The organism is Williamsia sp. Y844 (assembly GCF_056786475.1).
Map to the genome: position 1 here is coordinate 1,611,425 of NZ_JBXCJB010000001.1, position 21,649 is coordinate 1,633,073.

Below are 21,649 nucleotides of genomic sequence, written 5' to 3' on the forward strand. Positions count from 1 at the left end.
CGAGCAAACGGCAGACGACATCCCAGCGCGGTGGTCACATAGGTGACCTCCGGGATGTAGTGACCTGCGCTCGACATAGGCGCAAACATAGCAGTGAGATAACCGGGCTGCAAACGATCCACCGATGGCCACCAGGTAAAGCGAACTGTTTGCGGCGGTCGGCCGAACCCCGGCCGGAGTGGACCTCACCGGCGACAATAGCCCCGGCGCCGACCTCTACGTCGACTTGAAATCACGACGAACGAAATTGTGGAAACGAATCCCGAATACAGCCCACACTGGGTTGCGTTCCTCGTTTCCAAAAGAAAGGCACCTGTCGTGTCCCTGCATTTCCATTGGTTCCTGCCGACGTATGGCGACTCCCGGAATCTGATGGCAGGTGGTCACGGTTCGGACATGTCAGGCGATCGCCCGGCAACCCTGCGTTATCTGAACCAGCTTGCCGGCGCTGCCGAGATCAACGGTTTCGAAGCCGTCCTCACCCCGACCGGCCTGTGGTGTGAGGACGCCTGGCTGTCGACGGCGATGCTGTTGGAGACGACCGACACCCTCAAGTTCCTGGTCGCGATGCGTCCCGGGCTGACCAGCCCGACCCTGGCGGCGCAGATGGCTGCCACCTATCAGTGGCAATCCAAGGGACGGCTGCTTCTCAACGTCGTGACCGGTGGTGAATCGTCCGAACAGCGAGCCTTCGGCGACTTCCTCTCGAAAGACGCCCGCTATGAGCGTTGCGGCGAGTACCTCGACATCGTCCGGCGTCTGTGGACCGAGGACGCGCCCGTCGACTTCACCGGCAAGCACCTCCGGGTACAGGGCGCGCAGCTCGCCAGGCGCCCCGACCCGGTGCCCCCGGTCTTCTTCGGCGGATCTTCGCCTGCAGCGGGCGCTGTGGCCTCGAAGTTCGCCGACACCTACCTGACCTGGGGCGAAAAGCCCGAGGCCGTCGCAGCCAAGCTCGACTGGATCCGCGGACTCGCGGCCGCCGAAGGCCGCGAACTGACGTACGGGATCCGGTTGCACGTCATCTCCCGCGACACCTCCGAACAGGCATGGGCCGAGGCAGATCGACTCCTCGGAGCCCTCGATCCCGCAGTGGTGGCCGGCGCCCAGAAGAACCTCGCACAGTCCGAATCCGAAGGACAGAAGCGGATGCTCGAACTCCACAGTGGTGGAGCCGCTTTCGACTCGACCACCGACGCCCGCTCATTGGAGATCTACCCCAACCTGTGGACCGGGGTTGGCCTGGTCCGCGGGGGTGCCGGAACCGCACTTGTCGGATCGCATGACGAGGTTGCCGACCGGATCGAAGAATATGCCGCACTCGGCCTCGACCACTTCATTCTCTCCGGATACCCGCATGTCGAAGAGGCCTACCACTTCGGCGAAGGCGTGCGTCCGCGTCTGGTTCGGCGTGGACTGCTCGACGCCGACGACCACGCACACGAACCGGTTCGTGGCGCGTTCTTGAGCTCGTACGAGCCGGCCAGCGCCTCGTAAAGCCCGCCTCCACCACAACTTTTGGAGAACCCATGACCACCGAGAAGATTGCCGACCAGATCAAGTTCGCGTACTGGGTGCCCAACGTCAGTGGCGGCCTGGTCACCAGCGACATCGAACAACGCACCGGCTGGGACTTCGAATACAACAAGAAGCTCGCCCAGACCGCCGAGAACAACGGTTTCGAGTACGCCCTGTCGCAGGTGCGCTACATGGCCTCGTACGGTGCCGAGTTCCAGCACGAATCAACCGCTTTCAGCCTTGCACTGCTCGGTGCGACCGAGAAGCTGAAGGTGATCGCGGCGATCCATCCCGGACTGTGGCATCCCGCAGTGCTCGCCAAGTTCGGTGCCACCGCCGATCACCTGTCGAATGGCCGCTTTGCGATCAACGTGGTGTCCGGATGGTTCTCCGGTGAGTTCAAGGCGCTCGGCGAACCGTGGCTCGAGCATGACGAACGCTATCGGCGTAGTGCCGAGTTCCTCGAGGTGATCCGAAAGATCTGGACCGAGGACAACGTGGAATACGCGGGCGACTTCTACCGGATCCGCGACTTCACCCTCAAACCAAAACCGCTCAACACCCCGCAGCGCCCGAATCCCGAACTGTTCCAGGGTGGTAATTCCACCGCGGCCCGCAACAACGGTGGCCGCTACGCCGACTGGTACTTCTCCAACGGCAAGGACTTCGACGGCGTGACCGAGCAGGTCGAGGATCTGCGGGCGGTGGCACGGGCGCACAACCGCGAGGTCAAGTTCGGCCTCAACGGATTCATCATCGCCAGAGATACCGAGGCCGAAGCACACGACACTCTCCGCGAGATCATCTCGAAGGCCAATCGTCCCGCGGTTGAAGGTTTCCGCGACGCGGTACAGCAGGCAGGCGCATCCACCTCTGACCACAAGGGCATGTGGGCCAACTCCTCATTCGAGGACCTCGTGCAGTACAACGACGGTTTCAAGACCAAACTCATCGGCACCCCCGAGCAGGTCGCCGAACGTATCATCGCCTACAAGCGTCTCGGGGTCGACCTGGTACTCGGCGGCTTCCTGCACTTCCAGGAAGAGATCGAGTACTTCGGCGCCAAGGTGCTCCCGCTGGTTCGTGAAATCGAAGCGGCAGACGAAGCAGCTGGTGTCAGCGCGTCGTGAGCAGCACCGCAATCGCAACCCGCATCGACTCTGCGGAACAAGCACTTTCAACCGCACGCACCCTGGCGGCACATTTTGCGACCGGGGCCGCCACCCGCGACCGTGACCGCAAGCTCCCCCACCGCGAGATCGACGAGCTCTCGGCCAGCGGACTGCTGGCGATCACCGTGCCCGCACAGTTCGGTGGGGCCGACCTGACGCCCGGCGTCGTGGCCGAGATCGTCCGGATCCTGGCCACGGCCGATCCGAACATCGCGCAGATCCCGCACAGCCATTTCGTGTATCTGAATCTGTTGCGGCTGGCCGGCACTCCGACCCAGCAGCGGGATATCTTCTCGGATGTCCTCGGCGGTGGCCGTATCGCCAACGCCCAGTCCGAGCGCGGCGGCAAAACGATTGCCGACATCTCGACAACGATCAAACCCGTTGCGGGAAGCCTGCAGCTCGATGGTTCGAAGTTCTACTGCACGGGCTCCCTATACGCCCATACGCTGGCGGTACTCGCACGGCTGGACGATCCGGACGGTGAATCAGGGTTGGAGCCCGGCGAATACGTGGCGTTCATACCCGCCGACATCGCCGGGGTCCGCATCGTGGACGACTGGAACGGGATCGGACAGCGCACCACGGGCAGCGGCACGATTTCCTTCGAAGCCGTCGCCGTACAACCGCAGCAGCTGGTGGCGCGAGCGAAGGCGATCGATGCCCCGGCCGGCTATGGCGCGTTTGCCCAGTTGCTCCACGTTGCGATCGACGCCGGTATCGCGCGTGGCGCTTTGCGCGCCGCAACCGATTTCGCACGGACAAAGAGCAGGCCGTGGTTCGAGGCCGGAGTTGATCGGGCGATCGACGATCCGCTGCTGATCCAGCGGTTCGGCGAACTCGCCGTCGAAGTCCGTACCGCCGAAGCAACATTGGCTGCGGCCGGGGACGCCGTGGACGAAACGTTCTCGGCGACCACGGAAAATGCGGTCGAGCGTGCGGCGGAGGCGTCGATCGCGGTCGCAACGGCCAAGATCGTCGCGGACCGAGCCGCCAACAACGTGTCGTCGGCCCTGTTCGAGGTGTCAGGGACTCGCAGTGCGGCAGCCGATCTCGGACTCGACCACTTCTGGCGCAACGCCAGGACCCACACCCTGCACGACCCGGTGCGCTGGAAGTACCAGCACATCGGAAGGGCGCTGCTCCACAACGAACCACCGCCGCTACACGGCGTCATCTGATCGCCCGAAGACCACTCATGCCCATGCACACCGCGGTGTGCATGGGCATGAGCTGTTTGCAGGTTCGCCCGAAGGTTCCGGTCTAGCTGCTCGCTGCCTGCCGGAGCATGGAGGTGGCAGCGCCGTCTGTGTTGGTCTTCAGATCCACCGTCAGGGTGTTACCGGGTCCCGAGACCAGCGAGTTGAGCACGGGGCCGACGAGGTTGCCGCAGCCGGTGAACGCCGGGATCTCGTAGGTGCCACTGAGGACGGTGTCGAGACCCTCGTTGAGGTTGGCCGTGCCGCTCAGGTTGGCCGTGGTCACCGACGTCACACAGTTCGCTTTCGGGGACAGCAGGTTCAGATTTGCCGAACCGGTGCTGATGCCCAGCGGCTGAATGCTGTCGATCTTGATCTTGAAACTCTGCTGAGCCTTCAGGCTCACGTCGAATGTCTCCAGGTCGATCGCCGCGGTGCCGGTGACCTCTGAGGGATCAACGATCGACATCGTGATCGTTGCCAGGTTCAGTGGTCCGAGTTTGAGGTCGGTGCTGGTGGTGGGGAGATTCAGCTGGCCGCTGAGCGTGCCTTTTTCGAGACTGGGGAAATCCAGGCTCAGCGTCGTGACGAGCGGGGTCGCCGGGAAGTCGACCTTCTGATTGAGCTTCTTGATGACGGTCGAGGTGTTGGCGGTGTAATCGACCTCGAGATCGATGGTGTCGGCAGCGGCCGGGCCGGCCAGTGCGACGCCGAGCGTGAGTGTGGCGGCTATCGCTGCGGCCGAAGAAACAACACGGGTCTTCATCCCCATTTTCGTGGAGCCTTTCTGATCACTATCGCTGATGCGTGGTGCATAAGAACTTACTGCAGCGTAAGTTCCTGCACCGGACTTTATTGCTTTTGCTAACCTTCGTGTGTTTCGTCCGCCTGATTACGCTTCTCAAAAGTGACCGTGACCTGCTCGAATCCCTTGGCCCGCTGGGCCTTCGCCTGCCGCGTGTAGGTCTTTCGATCGCCCCGGGTCAGATCGACGTTGTCGGTGAACGGGGTCAGCAATGCCCGGGGATACAGCCGGTGTTTGCGCACCACGTTGATCTCGGCGGATATGACAACGGCAATCGCCGCCAGATAGAAGTACGCAAGTAGACCCAACACCACCGCGAAGACGCTGTTCGTGGTGCTGGCATTCCTGACCACGCCCGTCACGTAGACCGCTCCAAAGGTCTGCAACAGCTGCCACACCACGCCCATGACAATTGCGCCCGGTAACACATCGCGATAGCTCACGCTCGCCGATGTTGTGCTCAGCCGGAAGGCAACGGCAAAGATCATCGAGTTTGTCAGCACCGCACCCAAACCCACCACGATGCTCTGCCACATGTTCAGTGGACCCGAGAGCCCGCCGAATGTCGAAAGGACCGTCGTCGCGACGAGCGCCAGCGCAATGAGTGTGAGCAACAGCAGACTTCGCGCCCGCGACAGGATCGGATTCGGCCGACTGTTTCGCGGCACCTGCCACGCCGTGTTCATCGCATTCTGGGTGGCCTGCCCGATGCCGGAGGCACCGTAGATGGCACCGATCAGACCGATGACGATGCCCGCGACACCGCCGCTCAGTTCTTGCGGTGTTCCGAGTTGATCACCGATGACCGGGAACTGACTCAGTGCCGAATCGATCACCGTTCGTTGGAGTTCGGGATTGCCCTCCAAGACGATGCCGACCGTGGTGGTGAGTACGAGCAGCAACGGAAACAACGACAGGAATGCGTAATAAGTGATCAAGACCGCGAGATAGCCACCCTGATCATCGACGAACTTATAGATGACGGCGATGCCGAAGCCCAGGACCGGATGCCGTCGTTGCAGCCTGTCGAGTCGGTCGATCATCAGAGCACCTCAAGTCATACCGACATCCTGAAAAAATTGGCGCCGTTCACAAACCGAGTGCGCTGACCGACAACGCTACCCGAGTGCCTCACTCGAGCCGGTCGAGCAGTGCCCGCGCGTCGTGGGGCGCACGCACCTTGGCGTCGTTGTCGAAATAGACATAGACGTCGCCGCCGGCCGCGCGTTCCCGAAAACGCGACGCCCACCGGTCGAGGGCATCGTCGGTGTATCCACTGGTGTATAGCTCGTGCTCACCGTGCAGCCGGGCGTACACGAAGTCCGCGGTCACCTCGTCGATGACCGGGAACTTGCCCGCGGAATCCGCCAAGACCAGTGCGATGTTCTTCTCCCGCAAGAGTTCTGGAACCTGCGGTGTGTCGAAGCTCGGGTGCCGAACCTCCATCGCGTGCCGCAATGGGCGATCGGCGTCGGTTGTTGTCCAGGCACGTCCGTCGACCTTGTCGCTGTGGCCCTGCGACATCGTCGCGGCCTCCGCGGTGGTCCGGGGCAACAGATCGGCAAACGCGGCGATCACTTCCGGGTCGAAGGGCAGATTCGGGGGCAGCTGCCAGAGCACCGGTCCGAGCTTGGGCCCCAGCGCCAGCACGCCCGAGGCCAAGAACGTCGCAAGTGGTTGATCGACATCGACAAGGCGCTTCATATGCGTGATGAACCGCGGTCCCTTCACCGCGAACACGAAGTCGTCGGGAACCTGCTGTGCCCATTTCCGATAGCTCGTAGGGCGTTGCAACGAGTAGAAGGAACCATTGATCTCAACCGAATTCAAGGTGCGGGAGAGGTACTCGAGTTCGCGACGCTGCGCCAGACCAGGTGGATAGAACTCACCTCGCCATGGCGGATACACCCACCCGGAAGTCCCGACTCGAATCACCCCTCAACCACTACACCAGAGGACGCACCCGGCACACTTATATCCATGACCGATATCGACGACCACCTGTTGCGCCGAGCCGTGGCCGTGGCCCGACTCTCCCGTGAATCCGGAAATCATCCTTTCGGCGCGTTGCTGGCCACCAGCACGGGAGAAGTTGTCTTCGAAGCACAGAACACCGTGGAAACCGGAAGGGACGCGACCGGACATGCGGAGACCAATCTCGCCCGGATGGCGTCGGGCCGGTTCACACTCGCCGAACTCGCCACGATGACCATGTACACCTCGGCCGAGCCCTGTGCGATGTGCTCGGGCGCGGTCTACTGGGCCGGTATCGGAACCGTCGTATATGCGCTGTCTGAGGCCGACCTGGCCACCATCACCGGGGCCGATGAGCTCAATCCGACCATGGCGTTGCCCTGTCGCGAGGTCTTCGCGGCCGGCCAGCGGCCCACCGCGGTACATGGTCCGGTCCCGATGCCCGAGGCCGCCGAGGTACATGAAGGTTTCTGGAACAACTGACCGATCCTGCCTTTTTGGGCTGGTCGGTGTCCGACTGCTCCCGTAATCTGTGCCACATGACTGTTGAGACGTCAGCGGACTCCGACTTCCTGGAAGTCACCGAACCGTTCCGCCGTGAATTGCTGGCGCATTGCTATCGGATGATGGGCTCGCACCACGACGCCGAGGACCTGCTCCAGGAGACCTTGATCCGGGCCTGGCGTGGGTACTCCAACTTCGACGGCCGCGCCTCGGTCCGCACGTGGCTCTACAAGATCGCCACCAACACCTGCCTGACCGCACTGGGTTCCAAGCAGCGTCGACCATTGCCTTCCGGCCTCGGTGGCGATTCGTACGATCCAGAGGCTCCGCTGCTGCAAGACAACGAGGTCCCCTGGCTCGAGCCGTTTGCCGACTCCGATGAGACTCTCTCCGAGACCGCGGACCCGGCCACCATCGTCGGAGCCCGCGAATCGATTCGACTCGCTTTCATCGCTGCGCTCCAACACCTGCCCGAACGTCAGCGGGCCGTGCTGATCCTGCGTGATGTGCTGCAGTGGCGGGCGGCAGAGGTCGCCGAAACCCTCGACTTGACCACCGCAACGGTCAACAGCCTGCTGCAACGGGCGCGGGCCCAGCTCAAAGAGGTGTCACCCGAACGCGATTCCGTCACCGAACCCGACGACCGGGCGCAGCGAGAAATGCTGCAAAAGTGGGTCGAGGCCTTCGAGACCTACAACATCGACGCCATCGTGGCGCTCTTCACCGACAAGGCAATCTGGGAGATGCCGCCGTTCACCGGCTGGTACCAGGGCCCGGCTGTCATCGGCCGTCTCATCGAACACAATTGTCCGGCAGAGAAGGCCGACGACATGGTGTTGCTTCCCACCACCGCCAATGGTCAGCCTGCTTTCGGGCTGTACATGCGCGATCCAGAGGATGGCGTACACCGCCCTTTTCAGCTGCAGGTTCTCGACATCATCCGAGGCGGTGTCGCGCATGTCGTGGTGTTCTTCTCCGAAACGATGGTCGAAGATTTTGCCCGATTCGGGTTGCCGGCCACCGCATCGCCGACAACCCGGGCGGCTGCTACTCAGCCCTCGATCGCCGATTGATCCATCCAGGAGACCTCCCAGACGTGTCCGTCTAGATCGAGGAAGCTGCGGCCGTACATGAAGCCGTGATCCTGCGGGTCCATCCAGGCCGATCCACCGGTTGCCAGTGCCTTGTCGACCAAGGTGTCCACGGCTTCGCGCGATTCGGCCGACACGGCGATGAGGACCTCCCGGTCCTTGCTCGTGTCGGTGATCCCACCCGTGATGAAGTCCTCGAACCGGGCCGGGGTCAGGAACATCACGAATGCGAGGTCGTTGACGATCAGGGACAGCGTGTTCTCGTCGCTGAACGTCTCGTTGAACTCGAATCCCAGACCGGCGAAAAACGTTCGGGTCGCGGGGATGTCGGTGGCCGTGGTGTTCAGGAACATCATGCGGGACATGGCGGGTACTCCGTATCTGGGTGTTCTGGTCGATAATTCAGTAGTGCAGACTCTTACCCATCCGAAAAGTAATCGCGGGCACCGCTTCGCGGCGACTATTCAGACTTTCGCCTGATGCGTCGCCGATCGTGGCCGTAGAACATCGAGGGATGAGCCGCGCCGATGCACCACCCAGCAACGGCTGGGACAGCCTGCCCGCGCGTCCGGCATGGGTGCCCGGTGCAGTGCGCGAAACCCTCGAGGCCGACCCTCATCCGCTGATGGGTCGACGCACCAGCCGCGACATCACGATCGACGTGGTCATGGTGTTGCTCGCCGCGGGGATCGGCAGTCTCACGATTGGTGGTCGTCTCGAGAATTGGGGTCCGCTCCTCGTTGCCGACATCGTTGTCGGCCTACTCGGCTGCATCGCCTTGGTGTGGCGCCGTCGGTGGCCCGTCGCGATCGCACTGATCCTCACCGTCGCATCCGGGTTTGCCTCGTTCATCACCGGACCTGCGTTCCTGGCGCTGTTCTCGCTCGCTGTGCACCGACCGCTGCGCTATTCCCTGTCCGTCGGCGCACTCGGGATCGGCGCGGCGATGTCGAACTACTTCCTATACCCCGATGCCGAGCAGGACTCCTGGCCCGTGGTCCTGGCGTTCTCGGTGCTGCTCACCGTCGCGGCGCTCGGCTGGGGGACGATGGTGCGCAATCGTCGTCAGCTGCTCATCTCGCTGGCCGAACTCGCACGCAATATCGAGTCCGAGCAACGCGAGCGGATCGCGCACGCCAGGGCCGCCGAACGCGAACGACTGGCGAGGGAGATGCACGACGTACTCGCGCATCGGATGAGTCTGCTCTCGGTCCACGCGGGTGCGCTGGAGTTCCGACCAGACGCCACACCGGAGGAGATCAGCCGCGCCGCCGGTGTCATCCGCGCCGGAGTCCATCAGATGCTGGTCGATCTGCGGGACGTGATCGGCATGCTCCGCGAGGAGACCGACGACGATCTCGCCGCGCCGACCAGGGCTCTGGCCACTATCGGAGAGCTCTTCGACGAGGCAGAACTGGCCGGAAGTCAGGTGAAGGCGACAATCGACATCGCGGATGTGGACAAGGTGCCCGGCGTGGTCAGTCGCGCGGCCTACCGCATCGTCCAGGAAGGTCTGACGAATGCCCGCAAGCATGCTGGAGCTGTGCCGGTGACCGTCCGGATCGGCGGGTCACCCGGGTTAGGGCTGACGGTCACCATCTCGCAGCCGCTGAATGCGGACCTGCCGCAGCCATCGATCCCCGGAGCCGGTTCGGGGCTGGTCGGCTTGAACGAACGCGTGACGCTGGCCGGGGGGACGCTCGACCACGGCATCATCGACCGGAACTTCGTGCTGACCGCACGGCTGCCGTGGGAGAAAGAATGCCCGAGGTGAGCGACGGGTTGGATACGGACATCCGGCTCTTGTTGATCGACGACGAGTGGCTGATTCGTGCCGGATTGCGAACGATGCTGACCGGTCAGCCAGACATCACCATCGTCGGTGAGGCCGCAACCGGAGCCGGCGTGGCCGAACTCGTCCGCGAGACCGACGCGACCGTGGTCCTGATGGACATCCGGATGCCGAAGCTCAACGGGCTGGATGCGACCGCAGTGTTGCGTGCCCTGCCCCACCCTCCGCACGTCATCATGCTGACCACCTTCAGCACCGACGATCTGGTGCTGCGGTCGCTGCGGGCGGGCGCCAGTGGATTCCTGTTGAAGGACACGCCACCACCCGATCTGATCGCGGCACTGCGCAAAGTGGCCGCAGGCGAGCCGATTCTCTCACCCGCCATCACCCGCAAACTGATCCAGCGCTACACCCAGCACGACGCTCGGAACAGCCGGGGCACACAACAATTCGAACAGTTGACGGCCGGAGAACAACGGGTGGCGGTCGCTGTGGCCCGCGGTATGTCCAACGCCGAGATCGCAGCCGGCCTCCATGTTTCCGTCGCCACCGTCAAGACACACATCTCCCACATTCTCGAGAAACTCGGACTCAACAATCGAGTTCAGATCGCTCTTCTCGTGCACGATGCACTGCCCGACCAGGTGCTGTAGTGCCGAAAAGCAGCGGAATGATCCGGTGACCATGCAGGTTGAACCCCACACAAGTCGTCCATCAACGCAAGGGGTCAGCAGTGAGAATCGGGATCATCGGAGCAGGTTTCATCGGCGGAACGCTGACGCGTCGCCTGACGCAGTTGGGTCACGACGTGCGCGTCGCCAATTCGCGGGATCCGCAGACCCTTGCCGAACTGGCCACCGAAACCGGCGCTGAAGCAGTATGGGCGAAGGACGCCGCCCGGGATGCAGATCTGGTGATCGTGAGTATTCCCCAAAAGAACGCACCTGACCTTGCACCGGGAATCGTGTCAAATCGCAAGCCCGGGGCACCGGTGATCGAGACCAACAACTACTACCCGCAGCAACGCGACGGGAAGATCGCTGCCATCGAAGACGGAACCCCTGAAAGCGTGTGGGTCTCAGAGGTTCTGAACGAGCCCGTCATCAAGGTCTTCAACGGCATCTACTGGAAGCATCTGCTGCAGAAGGGAACCCCGCCCGGAACCGCCGGCCGGATCGCATTACCCATCGCCGGTGATGACGCCGAGGGCAAGAAGATCGTGTCGGTCCTCATCGACGAACTCGGCTTCGATCCTGTCGACGCCGGATCCTTGGCGCAGTCGTGGCGCCAACAGCCCGGAACCCCGGTGTACGGCAAAGATTTCGACGCCGAAGCCACCAAAGACGCACTCGCGCAGGCAACCCCGGAACGCACTGCCGACTGGCGCGCCTGATCCCACAAAAGCACACCGTTCGGTCAAAGGCACACGTTCGAACGTGTGCTTTTGACTGAACTGTGTGCTTTTGTCGACTCGCGGTCCTAGGTGAGCACCGGCTCGACGCTCTCGACGAGCACCGACACCAAGTCCTCGAGTGAATCCGCCCCCAGCGCGCCGACCATCTCGTCGGACCGCATGCTGATTACCGATTCGACGAGCCGGAACGGCAAGTGCCTGCGGGGATCGGTCTGGTTACCAAGCACCTCGCCGGCCAGCTGTGCGTAGATCCGCGCCAAGTCGCTTCGGGCACTACGAAACTCGGCGAACCGCTCGGTCCGCAACTCTGGCAACAGATACAGCGCACCGAGGTTCCAGCGAGAGCGGGCAAGTTGTCCGGCATCGAAGCGCGCCAACTGCTGCAGCCGATCCAGCGCTGATCCGTCGGCATCGAGTAACGCGGTCGCCTGCTCGAGCGGCGCGATCACGGTGTCCTGCAGGAGCGCCTCGAGGATGTCGTCTTTGGTCTTGAAGTGGTGGTAGAGCGAGGCCTGCCGGATTCCGACGGCCTCCGCGATCATCCGGGTGGACGTACCCGAGTACCCGCGCGTCGTGAAGAACTCAGCTGCAGCGTCGAGGATCTCGTCGCGCGCGGTTGCCCCACGGCGGCGCTGTTCCACCAACCTCGGGCGCCCCGGCCCTGCCGCAATCTGACTCACAAGCACTTACCCTACTGTCGCCCGAACTCTTTCGGGCGGAACGAATCACCAGCGTAAGCCCCCCACCTGCGACGCAGTGTGGTTTGCGAAACCTAATTGTTTCACGTGGTAGCACCCCGGTAACAAACCTGTCACCCGATAGAAATCGCTGCACGATTATCTATCACTCGACAGGTTCATCGGGCCGGAGCGCCCACGACCAGGAAGACCCGCCATGACCGCAACAGCGCAACCACCCTCGGCGCCGAGCGCCGGGAGTGCCTCGCAGATCGGCGACTCCGACGATCTCTCTGCCTTCGGTTACACCCAACAGTTGCACCGGTCATTGGGGACCTTCGCATCCTTCGCGGCAGGATTCTCGTTCGTATCGATCCTGACCACGATTTTCCAGCTCTTCGGTCTCGGCTTCTCCTTCGGCGGGCCGGCATTTTTCTGGACATGGCCCATCGTCTACGTCGGCCAGTTCCTCGTCGCGCTCTGTTTTGCCGAAATCGCTGCCAGATACCCGATTTCCGGCGCCATCTACCAGTGGGCGCGGCGCATGGGCGGTGAGGTCATCGGATGGTTCGGTGGCTGGTTCATGATGCTCGCGCAGATCGTCACCGCGTCTGCCGCGGCAATCGCGTTGCAGGTGGTCATGCCGTCGATCTGGGAAGGCTTCCAGATCATCGGCGACGACGCCGCTCTGACCAGCACCAGCGGAGCATCCAACGCGGTCCTGCTCGGCTCGATCCTGCTCGTCATCACGACCTTCATCAACTGCATCGGCGTCAACTGGATGAGCCGGATCAACAACATCGGCGTCACCTGCGAGATCGTCGGTGTGATCGCGGTGATCCTGGCGTTGTTCACCCACGCCGAGCGTGGACCCGACGTCGTCTTCGACACCGGCATCCCCGGCGAACAGCCCGGCTACATTTGGGCATTCATCGTCTCCGGTCTGATGGCCGCTTACGTGATGGTCGGATTCGGCTCTGCAGGCGAACTCGCCGAAGAGACCAAGAACCCGCGCCGCGTTGCTCCACGCACCATCCGCCTGGCACTGACGGTGTCTGCGATCGGCGGCGGCCTGATGCTGCTCGGCGCCCTGATGGCCGCACCCAGCCTGGGTGAAGAACTCGCCGTCGGCGGTCTCCCCTACGTCCTCGACTCGGTCCTCGGGTCATTCTGGGGCAAGGTCCTGCTCTGCGACGTGGTCATCGCGATCTTCATCTGCACCTTGGCAATTCAGACCGCGTGTTCACGACTGATGTTCTCGATGGCACGTGACGACCGGCTGCCCGCCTCCAAGATCCTGGCGCACGTCAACCCGAAGACCGGCACCCCAATCGCCCCGTCGATCCTGATCGGAGTCCTGTGCATCGCCGTGCTGGTGGTCAACGTCGGCAACTCCGCGATCTTCGCAACCCTGGCCAGCGTCTGCATCATCCTGATCTACCTCGCCTATCTGTCCGTCACCGGTCCGATGCTCTGGCGCCGGATCAAGGGCTGGCCCGGTGAAGACGTCCCCGTTGACAACGAGGGTAAGAAGCTATTCAACCTGGGACGCTTCGGGATTCCGATCAATATCTTTGCCGTCGTCTATGGATTCCTGATGGTGATCAACCTTGCCTGGCCGCGCGAAGAGATCTTCGATCCGGCCGGTGACATGCCGATCCTCAAGTGGGCAGGCCCGATCTGCATCGTGGCCGCGATCATCGTCGGTATCGCCTGCTTCCCGCACGGCAAGAAGCATCCGATGCCGGTCCCGGCGCCGTCAGCTGCAGCTTCCAAGTAGCAGAACGTTCAATCTACCTACTGCACAAGGATATTCACCATGACCACAACCGGAGCCACCACCGGAACCACAGCGGGCGCCCGCGAGCATGCCCGCGCTCAGGCCCAGGCCATCACCGACTCCATGCCGGTTGTTCCCGCCTCGGCCTGGCCGGCGATCCCGGAACAGGTCCCGCCGCAGGACATGACGTGGGCCGAGACTATTCCCGGTGGGCGCTACAGCGTCAAGGTACTGGCACGGGGTACGCGGCTACGACTCCGCGACGTGACCGGCACGGGATGTGCGCATCTATTGCTCTGGCGTGCCGATGCCCCCTGGGAGAGACTCAACGTCGCCGACACGGTCAAGGTGCCGTGGCAGGCGTACCTCGGCGCCGGCCATCCCCTGCTCAGTGATCAGGGCCGGGCGCTGGCCACCATCGTCGAGGACACCTCCGGCCACCACGATGCCCTGTGTGGCACCACCACACTCAGGACCAATACCGAGAAATATGGTGCCGGAGAGGTCCATTCGCACTCCCCGGCCGGCCGGGAGCTGTTCACACTGGCCGCGGCCAAACAAGGACTCACCCCCACCGACGTGGTGCCGTCGATCTCCTTCTTCCACAGTGTCGTGGTCGAAGCGGACGGCTCGCTCACCTCCAAAGGATCTGCTGGACAGGACAAGTACGTCGACCTGGTGCTCCATCTGCCCTGCATCGTTGCCATTGTCAACACCGCCCATCCCCTCGACCCCTCCCCGACGTTCGATGTCGGGCCGGTGGAGGTGCTGGCCTGGAAGGCACCCGCCGACCTCGACGCCGCTGTTGCCGGGCTCGATGACACCGCCCCCGAATACCAGCGCGCGGTCCTCAACTCCGAAGACGCCTGGAACGCTGCATATTTCGAAAGGACCATCTGATGTCCACCACCGCAACAGCAGCCGCCGCCACGACATCGGCCGCAGAGCTGGCCCTGGTCGCCGGTGAGGTGATCGCCGACCACGTGATCGGAGATCGCGCACCATGGTCGGGTGTCGTGGCTGCCGGCGACGTGTTGACCATGGTCGACCTGCATGGCAACCAGGCCGTTGACACCCTCTTCTTCGGCGCCGACGATCATCGGGTCAGATACTCCGCCCAGGCGACGATCGCCGCGCAGGGCAACATTTTCCTGACCACCGGCAGCGTCATCCGGGATCACGAAGGGGCCCCGATGATGACCATCGTGGCCGACGAGGTCGGCAATCACGACACGGTCGGCGGCGCCTGTTCACAGGAATCGAACACGCTGCGATACGGGCACCACACCAAGCATCAACACGCCTGTGTCGAGAACTTCCTCATCGGCGGTGCGCCACACGGTTTGGGCAAGGCCGACCTGGTCGGCAACATCAACTTCTTCATGAATGTGCCGGTCGACGCCGACGGTTCGCTCGGCATCGTCGACGGATTGTCTGCGCCGGGGCGGCGACTGGCCCTGCGCGCCGAGATCGACACCCTGGTGCTGATCTCCAACTGCCCGCAGATCAACAACCCCTGCAACGGATTCGACCCCACCGCTGTCCGGGTGATCGTGACCCGGCCGGCTGCAGTTTCGAAAGGCGTCTGAAGCAATGTCGACGATCTCGGTGCTGCGCGCAGGTCCGCAGACCACCATCCAGGATTGGCCCGGACGCATCCGGCACTGGCAGGTCGGTGTCCCCCCATCCGGACCGATGGACGACCTGTCCTTCCGGTTGGCCAACGTCGCGGTCGGAAATCCCGAGGGCGCAGCAGGACTCGAGTGCACCCTGATGGGCCCGCGGCTGACCTTTGCCGAAGACACCGTCGTGGCGGTGACCGGTGCACCGGTGATTGTCACCGTGGGTTCGACCCCGATGCCGCAGTGGGTGCCAATCCCGGTGAAGGCCGGCGAGGTCCTCGACATCGGCGCTGCCGGACCGGTCGGGATGAGGGTCTATGTGGCCGTCGCAGGCGGTGTGGACGCACAGGAGTATCTGGGTAGCCGTTCCACGTTCACACTCGGCAAGTTCGGTGGAAAGGACGGCCGTCCACTGATCGAGGGCGACACGCTCACCTGCGCCGGTGCCGATCTGGTCAGTGCACCCCGGCGCATCCTGAACGAGGAGAAGCCGGCCCTCACCGACAACTGGCATCTCGCGGTGACCGTCGGCCCGCACAGCGCGCCCGAATTCTTCACCGTCGAAGACATCGAAGACCTCTACAACACGCCCTACGAAGTCCATTTCAACTCCGATCGGACCGGCGTCCGACTCGTCGGCCCACAGCCCCGTTGGGCCCGGACAGACGGCGGCGAAGCCGGGCTGCATCCATCGAACATCCACGACAACGCCTACTCCGTCGGTGCCCTCGATTTCACCGGCGACACCCCGATCCTGCTCGGTCCCGACGGCCCGAGCCTCGGCGGATTCGTCTGCCCGGTCACCATCACCACCGCCGATCGCTGGAAGATGGGCCAACTCAAGCCGGGCAACACCGTGCGCTTCGTCCCCGTCCGTTCAGCCGAGACCGCCAGCCCGGCCGACCTCGGTTCGGCCCGCCGCTCCGACATCAGCGTCGTCTTGTCATCCGGCGGCGATCTCGACAACGGTGTCCTGGGATCGACCATGACCGCCGACGGCAGCACCGTGGTCACCTACCGGCGCAGCGGCGACGACAACATCCTGGTCGAGTACGGCGAGATGACCCTCGACCTGGCCTTGCGGGCGCGGGTTCATGCGCTCGCCCAACGGATCGATGCGGACCGTCCGGCCGGACTCATCGACCTCACCCCGGGCATCCGATCGCTGCAGGTCAAGGTCGATCCGACCAAGTTGCGGCAGTCAGTTCTGCTGGACTGGCTGATCGAATGCGAGGCCCAGCTTCCGGCCGCATCGGAGTTGGTGGTCCCGAGCCGCACCGTCCACCTGCCCCTTTCGTGGGACGACCCGGCGACGCGGGAAGCCATCGAGCGCTACATGCTCGGAGTCCGTTCGGATGCCCCGTGGTGCCCGTGGAACATCGAGTTCATCCGACGTATGAACGGACTCGGTTCGGTCGACGACGTGCATCGCATCGTCTTCGACGCCGAGTACCTCGTGCTCGGCCTCGGCGATGTGTATCTCGGTGCCCCGGTTGCGGTGCCACTGGATCCTCGCCACCGACTGGTGACCACCAAATACAACCCGGCACGCACATGGACACCGGAGAACGCGGTCGGGATCGGCGGCGCCTACATGTGCATCTACGGTATGGAAGGCCCCGGCGGCTACCAGTTCGTCGGGCGCACGACGCAAGTGTGGAATCATCGACACCCTCTGGAGGCGGCAGGGTTCGACCCCGAGCACCCGTGGTTGCTGCGCTTCTTCGACAAGATCAGGTGGTACCCGGTGAGCGCAGACGAACTGCTCGACCTGCGGGCCGACACGGCCGCCGGACGCGGCCGGGTGGAGATCGAGCAGGGAACGTTCTCACTCGCCGAACATCAGAAGTATCTCGAGGAGAATTCCGCCGACATCGCCACCGAGCGAACGTCGATGGAGATCGCCCGAAACGAAGAACGTCGACGCTGGTCCGACAGTGGCGAGTTCGCCATCAAAACAGGAAGGGTGGCATGAGCCGCATCACCGAGATCTACGCCGCCATCGCCGCGGCCGATCGCCCCGAAGTCTTCATCACACTGCGCGATGAAGCCGACGTAACCCGGGAACACACCGCATCTTTGGCCGCCGGAGGTCCGCTTGCCGGTGTTGTCCTGGCAGTGAAAGACAACGTTGATGTGGCCGGCCTCCCGACCACCGCCGCCTGCCCCGGATACGAGTACCTGCCCGACGTCGATGCCGCTGCGGTCGCCGCACTCCGGGCAGCGGGCGCGGTCGTCATCGGCAAGACCAACCTGGACCAGTTCGCGACCGGGCTTGTCGGTACCCGCAGTCCCTATGGAGCGGTGCGTGATTCCCGCCGTGACGACCGGATCTCCGGCGGTTCCAGTTCCGGATCCTCAGTCGCCGTCGCCCTGGGCTTCGCGGACATCGCGATTGGCACCGACACAGCCGGATCCGGCCGCGTACCGGCCGGATTGCAGGGCATCGTGGGCATCAAACCGACGCTGGGCGTGGTCAGCACCACCGGCGTTGTGCCTGCGTGTGCGAGCTATGACTGTGTCACGATCCTCGCCGCCGACCTCGATCTCGCCAATCGTGCGATGGGCGTCATGTCCGACGTCGGAACATGGCCCGCCAAAACACATTTCGCGGCCGGCGAGCAGCCCGTGGTTGCGGTCCCGGACACATTGCCCGCATTGGATGAACACTGGCAGGCCGCATTCGAAGCGGCCGTCGGGCAGGCCGAGTCGGCAGGCATCGCGGTCAAGCGCATCAATCTCGACGACTTCCTCGCCGCCGCCAAACTCTTGTACGAGGGAGCGCTGGTGGCAGAGCGCTATGACGCTGTCGGCGAGTTCATCTCGGCCGCCAAGGATTCGGACGGCCTCGATCCGACCGTGGCCGGCATCATCGGTGATGCCGATCGCTTCCGGGCAACTGATCTATTGGCCGACCGTCGACGCGTCGAGGAGCTTCGCGTCCGCGCACTGGAGACGCTCGGCGACGCGACGGCACTCCTGGTTCCGACTGCCCCGATGCATCCGACACTGGCGCAGGTGGCTGCCGATCCGGTTGGTGTCAACGCGACGATGGGCACGTACACCAACTTCTGCAACCTGTTCGACATGTGCGCCGTGGCGGTCCCGGCCGGAGAAGTGATCGAATCGGACGGCAGCACAGCGCAGTTCGGGATCACCGTGATCGGACGAGCATACGACGATGCCGTCGCCCTCGACATCGCCGGGCGCATCGGCAGCAGCCTGCCTGCCACCGGTCCATCCTGGCCGGAGCGGGCCGGCGCCGACGCCACCGAGGTGTTTGTTGTCGGGGCCCATCTTCGTGGACAGCCACTGGACCGCCAGCTGACCAGTCGTGGCGCCCGCTGGTCGGGTGAGGCCGCGACCGCACCGGACTATCGTCTGGTCGCACTCGACACTCAACCCGCCAAGCCAGGACTGGTTCGAGACAGCGAACACGGCAAGTCCATCCGCGGTGAACTCTGGACCCTGTCACCGGCAGCCCTCGGCGAATTCCTCGCAGAGCTGCCCGCACCGATGACACTGGGGCCGGTAGAACTGTCCGACGGTCGCTGGACCGTCGGCTTCGGATGCAGCCACGACTCGGTGGCCGATGCCGAACCACTCACCGCGACACACTGGTTGGAGCGCTGACCACTCCGCACTAACCCCGCAGTTCCGAGATGACCCGCCCGTACGCCTGCATATCGGCGGCGGGCGGGTCGATCGGCGTGATGTAGCTGACCCCGAACCTGTCCCGCAGTTCCCGGATGCGCGCAACGACCTCACTGTGACTGCCGTGCAATCCGTTTGGCAGGGACAGGAGTTCGGCATCGGTATCCGTCGGCCGATGGCTGCGAAGGACATCGAGGTCGGGGTCACGATTGATGGCGAGATCGAAGATGATCAGATTGATCTCGAGTTGATCGAACCGATCACCGGCCTTGGATCGGATGAAATCAACACGCTCGGCCAGCATCTCGTCGTCGGCCACTGCGGCGATGGCGACGATGTCGGCATGCTCCGCCGCGAGGGTGAGAACCTTGTCTCCGGTACCGGCGATCATGATCGGCGGCGGAATCTGCACCGACGGAGGCTCATGGTCGTCGCGGCCGAGAAGGTCTTTCAGTGCCAGCACCATCTCCCGCAAATGCTGCACCCGCTGCCCAGGAGTCCCGAAAGGTATTCCGGCAGACTCGAACTCATTCTCCACATAGCCGGCGCCGAGACCGATCTCGAACCGTCCACCACTGAGTTGATCGACGCTGGCGATGTCCCGGGCCAACAGTACCGGTCGATAGAAGCCGGCATTGAGCACAAACGTGCCGACCCGGACGGTGGGCGCGGCCGCCGCTGCGGCGGACAGCATGGGGAAGGGCGCCCCGAGTTCCAGGTGGTCTGGCAACAAGATCACATCGACGCCACATCGTTCGGCATCACGCACCTCCGCCAGAAAATCATCCGCGCTGCCACGACCCAGCAGATTCACACCGAAACGGAATTCACGCGTTGTACCCATTTTCTCACCATATCGAAAGAGAATGGAGTTTGGGACGGCGGTGGCGGGCAGCCCGAGAACTTCAGAAGGTCGTTGATGTCAGTACCCCTCATTACACTAATGGACCGCGAACGTGAGTTTAGCGAAAGATGTTGCAGTACAACGGGATCAGTTACTCCGAACACTTGTGCGAATGCGATGGGACGAGTAAAATTGGGCCATGGACTTCGGGGGAACGTTCGCCAGGTTGTCCGATCTGGCAGGGGATGCGGCTTTGGTCGCCGGTGATGATGCGCAGGTATCTTCACGAACGGTGGCAGTTATTCGACTCAATCATGTTGTGGAGCAAGTTCTTTTCCGTCTCGTCGGCGAGGTCGATAAGCGCCGGATCGCACAGAAAAGGGGCGTGGGGTCCACAGCCAAACTATTACGGGACGCAGGTGTCGCGCCGACCGTCGCACACCGGTATGTGCGAGTAGGTAAGGCACTCAGCGACATTCCGTCGATTGCCGATTACGGAATCGACGGACAACTATCCGGTGAGCACGTGGATGCGATTGTGAAGGGGCTCCATCATATTGAGCGTCGCAATCCAGAACTCCCGGCTACTGACCGTGCCGATTGTGAGCGCGGACTACTGACCGAAGCGTTGATGGGGACGCCGGCGGCAGTATCGGTACGGGCACGGCATATGGCGTTGGTGTTATCGCCGCCGGATAAAGAGATCCCGGACGCCGAAAACCATGATTTGAACGAGTTGTCATTCGGAACCGGCGATGACGGACGCACCCACGGCACCCTCGATCTCGATAGTCTGCTCGGCGAAAAGCTGGCGGTGGCACTCGATCCACTGTGCAGGCCGGTACCTGAACCCGACGGCTCGCCGGATCCGCGGAGCACAGGCCAAATCCGGGCTGATGCGCTGGAACGATTGCTGGATTCGTATTTCGATCAGGAAGACCGGCCCACCCGGGGCGGGGCGAAACCACATGTGACGGTGACAGTCTCGCCGGAATATCTGCAACAACTGCAGCTGCGCGGTATCCCAGGTCCCACACCGCCGGCCATGGCGCCAAAATTCGAATGGACCGGCCCCGCCTCAGCACCCACCGCCCAGATGGTGGCCTGTGATTCGGTGATCACCAAGATCCTGCTCGACAGTGAGTCGGTGCCACTCGATGTCGGACGCGACCAACGCACCGTCACCCCCGCGATCCGCAAAGCGTTGATCGCCCGCGATCAGGGGTGTGCGTTCCCTGGATGCGGCTGCGCCGCGGTCTACACCGACGCCCACCACATCGACTTCTGGCGCAACGGCGGCACCACCAGCCTGACCAACATGGTCCTACTCTGCCGCCGACACCACCGCTACATCCACCACCACGGCTGGACCGTGTTCCTGGGCCACGACGGCCATCCCTGGTTCATCGCACCCGGCACCACCACCGAACTACGATCCCACGCCCGCCGCACCCTGACCACCGAACTCACCGCCGCATAAGACGGCGGGGCACCGAACCGCAAGACCGAGCAACACAGGCTGAACCCTGTGTACTGCAGGACCTTTGACAACTGAATAGTGAACCCCCGGGGCCATCAGATCCCGGCCCGGCCTGGTAAACGC

20 protein-coding genes are annotated in these 21,649 nt (G+C 63.4%); 14 read left to right on the forward strand and 6 right to left on the reverse strand.

The window, feature by feature from the left end:
- Nucleotides 1-318: 318 nt before the first annotated feature.
- From AC1TQG_RS07110 to AC1TQG_RS07120, 3 genes are read left to right on the forward strand one after another with little or no spacing between them, the layout of a single operon-like run.
- Nucleotides 319-1,497 (forward strand): LLM class flavin-dependent oxidoreductase, encoded by a 1,179-nt coding sequence (locus AC1TQG_RS07110; protein WP_482136225.1) that lies wholly within the window; start codon nt 319-321, stop codon nt 1,495-1,497.
- A gap of 32 nt (nt 1,498-1,529) precedes the next feature.
- Complete coding sequence (gene sfnG, locus AC1TQG_RS07115; RefSeq protein ID WP_482136226.1) at nt 1,530-2,648, forward strand: dimethylsulfone monooxygenase SfnG; 1,119 nt, start codon at nt 1,530-1,532, stop codon at nt 2,646-2,648.
- A complete protein-coding gene (locus AC1TQG_RS07120) occupies nt 2,645-3,871 on the forward strand; it encodes an SfnB family sulfur acquisition oxidoreductase (protein WP_482136227.1) in 1,227 nt (408 codons plus the stop codon). The genes sfnG and AC1TQG_RS07120 overlap by 4 nt, the downstream gene beginning before the upstream one ends.
- 82 nt (nt 3,872-3,953) lie before the next feature.
- On the opposite strand, the gene AC1TQG_RS07125 is transcribed toward AC1TQG_RS07120, so the two are convergent.
- The 3 genes from AC1TQG_RS07125 to AC1TQG_RS07135 all read right to left on the reverse strand — a co-directional run bounded on the left by AC1TQG_RS07125 (nt 3,954) and on the right by AC1TQG_RS07135 (nt 6,629).
- The gene (locus tag AC1TQG_RS07125) at nt 3,954-4,655 is read right to left on the reverse strand and encodes a hypothetical protein (RefSeq protein WP_482136228.1); all 702 of its coding nucleotides are present in this window, start codon (nt 4,653-4,655) and stop codon (nt 3,954-3,956) included.
- 98 nt (nt 4,656-4,753) lie between these two features.
- Complete coding sequence (locus tag AC1TQG_RS07130; RefSeq protein WP_482136229.1) at nt 4,754-5,737, reverse strand: YihY/virulence factor BrkB family protein; 984 nt, start codon at nt 5,735-5,737, stop codon at nt 4,754-4,756.
- A gap of 88 nt (nt 5,738-5,825) precedes the next feature.
- Nucleotides 5,826-6,629: a DUF72 domain-containing protein gene (locus tag AC1TQG_RS07135; RefSeq protein ID WP_482136230.1), complete on the reverse strand. Its 804-nt coding sequence runs from the start codon at nt 6,627-6,629 to the stop codon at nt 5,826-5,828.
- Nucleotides 6,630-6,674: 45 nt separating this feature from the next.
- Between AC1TQG_RS07135 and AC1TQG_RS07140 the strand changes: the two genes are divergently transcribed.
- Nucleotides 6,675-7,151 carry a nucleoside deaminase gene (locus AC1TQG_RS07140; RefSeq protein WP_482136231.1) on the forward strand — a complete coding sequence of 159 codons (477 nt, stop codon included), beginning with the start codon at nt 6,675-6,677 and terminating at the stop codon, nt 7,149-7,151.
- Between the two features lie 56 nt (nt 7,152-7,207).
- On the forward strand, nt 7,208-8,245 hold the full coding sequence (locus AC1TQG_RS07145) for a sigma-70 family RNA polymerase sigma factor (protein WP_482136232.1): 1,038 nt from the start codon (nt 7,208-7,210) through the stop codon (nt 8,243-8,245).
- Here AC1TQG_RS07145 and AC1TQG_RS07150 read toward each other — a convergent pair.
- Nucleotides 8,224-8,628, reverse strand: a complete 405-nt coding sequence (locus AC1TQG_RS07150; RefSeq protein WP_482136233.1) for a VOC family protein — start codon at nt 8,626-8,628, stop codon at nt 8,224-8,226. The genes AC1TQG_RS07145 and AC1TQG_RS07150 overlap by 22 nt on opposite strands.
- Before the next feature lie 149 nt (nt 8,629-8,777).
- On the opposite strand from AC1TQG_RS07150, the gene AC1TQG_RS07155 reads away from it, so the two are divergent.
- From AC1TQG_RS07155 to AC1TQG_RS07165, 3 genes are all read left to right on the forward strand, one after another.
- Entirely contained in the window at nt 8,778-10,037 is a 1,260-nt protein-coding gene (locus AC1TQG_RS07155) for a sensor histidine kinase (RefSeq protein WP_482136234.1), read from the forward strand.
- Nucleotides 10,034-10,708 (forward strand): response regulator, encoded by a 675-nt coding sequence (locus AC1TQG_RS07160; protein ID WP_482136235.1) that lies wholly within the window; start codon nt 10,034-10,036, stop codon nt 10,706-10,708. Before AC1TQG_RS07155 ends, AC1TQG_RS07160 begins: the two co-directional genes overlap by 4 nt.
- An 80-nt stretch (nt 10,709-10,788) precedes the next feature.
- A complete protein-coding gene (locus AC1TQG_RS07165) occupies nt 10,789-11,448 on the forward strand; it encodes an NADPH-dependent F420 reductase (protein WP_482136236.1) in 660 nt (219 codons plus the stop codon).
- Nucleotides 11,449-11,534: 86 nt separating this feature from the next.
- Here the strand turns inward: AC1TQG_RS07165 and AC1TQG_RS07170 are convergent, their stop codons facing one another.
- Entirely contained in the window at nt 11,535-12,149 is a 615-nt protein-coding gene (locus AC1TQG_RS07170; RefSeq protein ID WP_482136237.1) for a TetR/AcrR family transcriptional regulator, read from the reverse strand.
- A gap of 214 nt (nt 12,150-12,363) precedes the next feature.
- Here AC1TQG_RS07170 and AC1TQG_RS07175 point away from each other — a divergent pair, with 214 nt between their 5' ends.
- From AC1TQG_RS07175 to atzF, 5 genes are read left to right on the forward strand one after another with little or no spacing between them, the layout of a single operon-like run.
- The gene (locus AC1TQG_RS07175; RefSeq protein WP_482136238.1) at nt 12,364-13,926 is read left to right on the forward strand and encodes an amino acid permease; all 1,563 of its coding nucleotides are present in this window, start codon (nt 12,364-12,366) and stop codon (nt 13,924-13,926) included.
- Between the two features lie 39 nt (nt 13,927-13,965).
- Nucleotides 13,966-14,826 (forward strand): urea amidolyase associated protein UAAP1, encoded by an 861-nt coding sequence (locus AC1TQG_RS07180; RefSeq protein ID WP_482136239.1) that lies wholly within the window; start codon nt 13,966-13,968, stop codon nt 14,824-14,826.
- On the forward strand, nt 14,826-15,515 hold the full coding sequence (locus AC1TQG_RS07185) for an urea amidolyase associated protein UAAP2 (protein WP_482136240.1): 690 nt from the start codon (nt 14,826-14,828) through the stop codon (nt 15,513-15,515). The genes AC1TQG_RS07180 and AC1TQG_RS07185 overlap by 1 nt, the downstream gene beginning before the upstream one ends.
- 4 nt (nt 15,516-15,519) lie before the next feature.
- Entirely contained in the window at nt 15,520-17,523 is a 2,004-nt protein-coding gene (locus AC1TQG_RS07190) for a 5-oxoprolinase/urea amidolyase family protein (RefSeq protein ID WP_482136241.1), read from the forward strand.
- On the forward strand, nt 17,520-19,181 hold the full coding sequence (gene atzF / locus AC1TQG_RS07195; RefSeq protein ID WP_482136242.1) for an allophanate hydrolase: 1,662 nt from the start codon (nt 17,520-17,522) through the stop codon (nt 19,179-19,181). Before AC1TQG_RS07190 ends, atzF begins: the two co-directional genes overlap by 4 nt.
- 10 nt (nt 19,182-19,191) lie before the next feature.
- Here atzF and AC1TQG_RS07200 read toward each other — a convergent pair whose 3' ends face one another.
- The gene (locus tag AC1TQG_RS07200; protein WP_482136243.1) at nt 19,192-20,046 is read right to left on the reverse strand and encodes a TIGR03621 family F420-dependent LLM class oxidoreductase; all 855 of its coding nucleotides are present in this window, start codon (nt 20,044-20,046) and stop codon (nt 19,192-19,194) included.
- Between the two features lie 199 nt (nt 20,047-20,245).
- Between AC1TQG_RS07200 and AC1TQG_RS07205 the strand changes: the two genes are divergently transcribed.
- Nucleotides 20,246-21,526 carry an HNH endonuclease signature motif containing protein gene (locus AC1TQG_RS07205; RefSeq protein WP_482136244.1) on the forward strand — a complete coding sequence of 427 codons (1,281 nt, stop codon included), beginning with the start codon at nt 20,246-20,248 and terminating at the stop codon, nt 21,524-21,526.
- Nucleotides 21,527-21,649 lie beyond the last annotated feature (123 nt).